Raw genomic sequence first — 2,264 nt, forward strand, 5'->3', positions numbered from 1 at the left:
ATCCGGCCTTGCGGCGGGTCGAGATCTCCACTCTGTCCGCGAACGTCAACTCACTCCGCTGCCCCACCAGGGCCTCCTACCATCGGCCCCCGCCGGCCAGGGGTGTTGCCACGACGCTATGACGCTGCCCACTGGCGCAACGGCTACGTCGAGTCCTTCAACGGCCGCGTCCGCGACGAATGCCTCACCATCACCATCTTCTGGTCACTGGCCCAAGCCCGGGCCGTGATCACCGACTGGAACGACGACTGCAACCACCGCCGACGACCCAGCTCCCTCGGCTACCAGTCACCAGCCGTACACGCTGCAGCCTGCACCCACCAATGAACACCGACTCTCACACGAGCCGGATCAGTTCTCGGGGTCCCCCCACAGTGCCAACTACAGCGAGTGACAGTGAGAAGTTCGGTACGCAGCGTCAGAGATGGGCGACTAGCGTTCGCGGTCTGTTGCCCATGTTCCACCCGTTTGTCGGTCCCTGAGGAGCTGGGTAAGCGATGTCGCGACGACCAAGGCTTGCTGACACCCGCGATGAAGCGGCCGACACCCGCGATGACGTGGCTGACGTCCGGGACCGTCTGGCTGACGTTCGTGACGCCCATGCCGACGACCGAGACACCGACAGCAGCGCCCGTGATCTCGACATCGGGCGGCTGCTCAGTGACGCCATCAGCCGAGACAAGCAGGCCGAACGGCGCGACCGGGAGGCCGAAGCGCGCGACGCGGCCGCTGCACACCTTGATTCGCTCTCAGCGCCGTTGCCCTTTGGGTCACCGGCCTACGCCGCGACGGCACAAGCATTCGCAGACAGGTTGCGGGCCGGCAAGGACCGAGACGCGGCCGCCGGGGACCGCGCGGATCTCATCGCCGCCCTGCGGCAAATCGTCCGCCGACGAGATGACGCGGCCGCCCACCGCGAGAGCACCGCGGGGCACCGCCTCGAGTCCGAGGGCGACCGGGCCGGTGCGAGGAAAACCCGCGACGCCGCCGCAGACAGTCGCCGACTCGCCGACGGCGAACGGCGTACCGCCACCAACGAGCGGCGCCAAGGCTAGGACGTGTCTCGTGTTGACCGGGTCGGGTCCTGGCCGGACACCTGGCCGACGCGATGCGCGCGATCGGCGAACGGGTGTCGGTGGATCCCACATCGCAGGGGTGCTTCACATCAGCCTGACGCGGTCGACAAGCCCTCGAAGGCCACCGGCTCGTGAATTTGCCCTCATCAGGGTTGACTCTGTTCATCGGGGACATATCTCCCGGGCGCATCCCACTTGAGGGCTGCATACGACAACCCGCGCTACGGCGTGGTGATGAGCAGACCTGCGTCGTCCCCACCGATGCGCCCGGAGACGGCCGCACACGGAGAAATACGGTCGCCTAGACGGCGCAGGTGCAGTGGCGAGACCGGCAGCACCGCACGATTGCACGGGCCCCCTGACCTCCGGAGCCCACCATGTCGCAGAGCCACCGACCTCCCTCCTCGCGGCGATCCGCGACCATCGCTACGTTGACCGCGCTGGTGCTGAGCGTCCCCCTCACTGGCGCCTTTATTGGTACCGCCCACGCCGACACCAACCCGAGCGCCGCTCAAGGCCCGGAAAGCAACGAAGCGCCGAATCTGGTCGCCCCGTCACCTGTCGGGGAGCCGAACGTCGATGTCGAAGGCGGCGGTGAGGGGAACGACCGAAGCCAGACTGGGCAAAGAGACGATCGGATCGAGGACGAGGGCAAGGTTCAGAGCGGGGAACGCATTCCTGGTGACAATGGCACAGTAAAGATCCATCAGACCGGCACCCCGGTTGAGGACCGGCGTAACGAGCCCAAGGTCTGCGGCTTCTACCTTGACGCCTTCAGCTTCGACGCCGGCCAGCCCTTGACCTACGAGATCGTTCCTGGCCCGAATTTCAAAGCCGCCAGCGTCTTGTCCGGAACTATCTCCACGGACGCGCTCGGGGACGGCCATACTGCAGCGCTCTCGCTGCCCAACGGCATGTACAAGCTGACCGTCACCTTCCCGGGCGAGCACGGCGCCGGGAAGCACAAGGTCTTCAAAGTCGACTGCCCCACAACGACCCCACCGGCACCGCCAACAGTGCCGACAGTGCCCGCTCCCGTGGTTGTGGTTGGCCCCGTCGTAGTTGTCCCGAGCGTGCCGGTCGTGCCCGTCGTAGTTGTCCCGACCGTGCCGGTCGTGCCCGTCGTAGTTGTCCCGACCGTGCCGGTCGTGCCCGTCGTAGTTGTCCCGACCGTGCCGGTCGTGCCCG

Annotated in this window: 2 protein-coding genes and 1 pseudogene; all 3 read left to right on the forward strand. The window is 66.8% G+C overall.

Annotation, left to right across the window (positions count from 1 at the left end):
* Positions 1-132 precede the first annotated feature (132 nt).
* A pseudogene (locus H7290_RS20105) lies at positions 133-327 on the forward strand (transposase); the annotation flags it as partial.
* 170 nt (positions 328-497) lie between these two features.
* Positions 498-1,055 (forward strand): hypothetical protein, encoded by a 558-nt coding sequence (locus H7290_RS20110; protein WP_290515798.1) that lies wholly within the window; start codon positions 498-500, stop codon positions 1,053-1,055.
* 452 nt (positions 1,056-1,507) lie between these two features.
* The coding region (locus H7290_RS20115; RefSeq protein ID WP_290515799.1) for a hypothetical protein at positions 1,508-2,264 on the forward strand (757 nt) is incomplete at its 3' end.

The sequence above is a fragment of the Aeromicrobium sp. genome (assembly GCF_014378035.1).
Lineage (GTDB): Bacteria > Actinomycetota > Actinomycetes > Propionibacteriales > Nocardioidaceae > Aeromicrobium.

What these genes read in the sequence shown, in the direction of transcription:
- H7290_RS20110 (WP_290515798.1), top strand. Translation starts at nt 498, where the DNA reads ATGTCGCGACGACCAAGGCTTGCTGACACCCGCGATGAAGCGGCCGAC.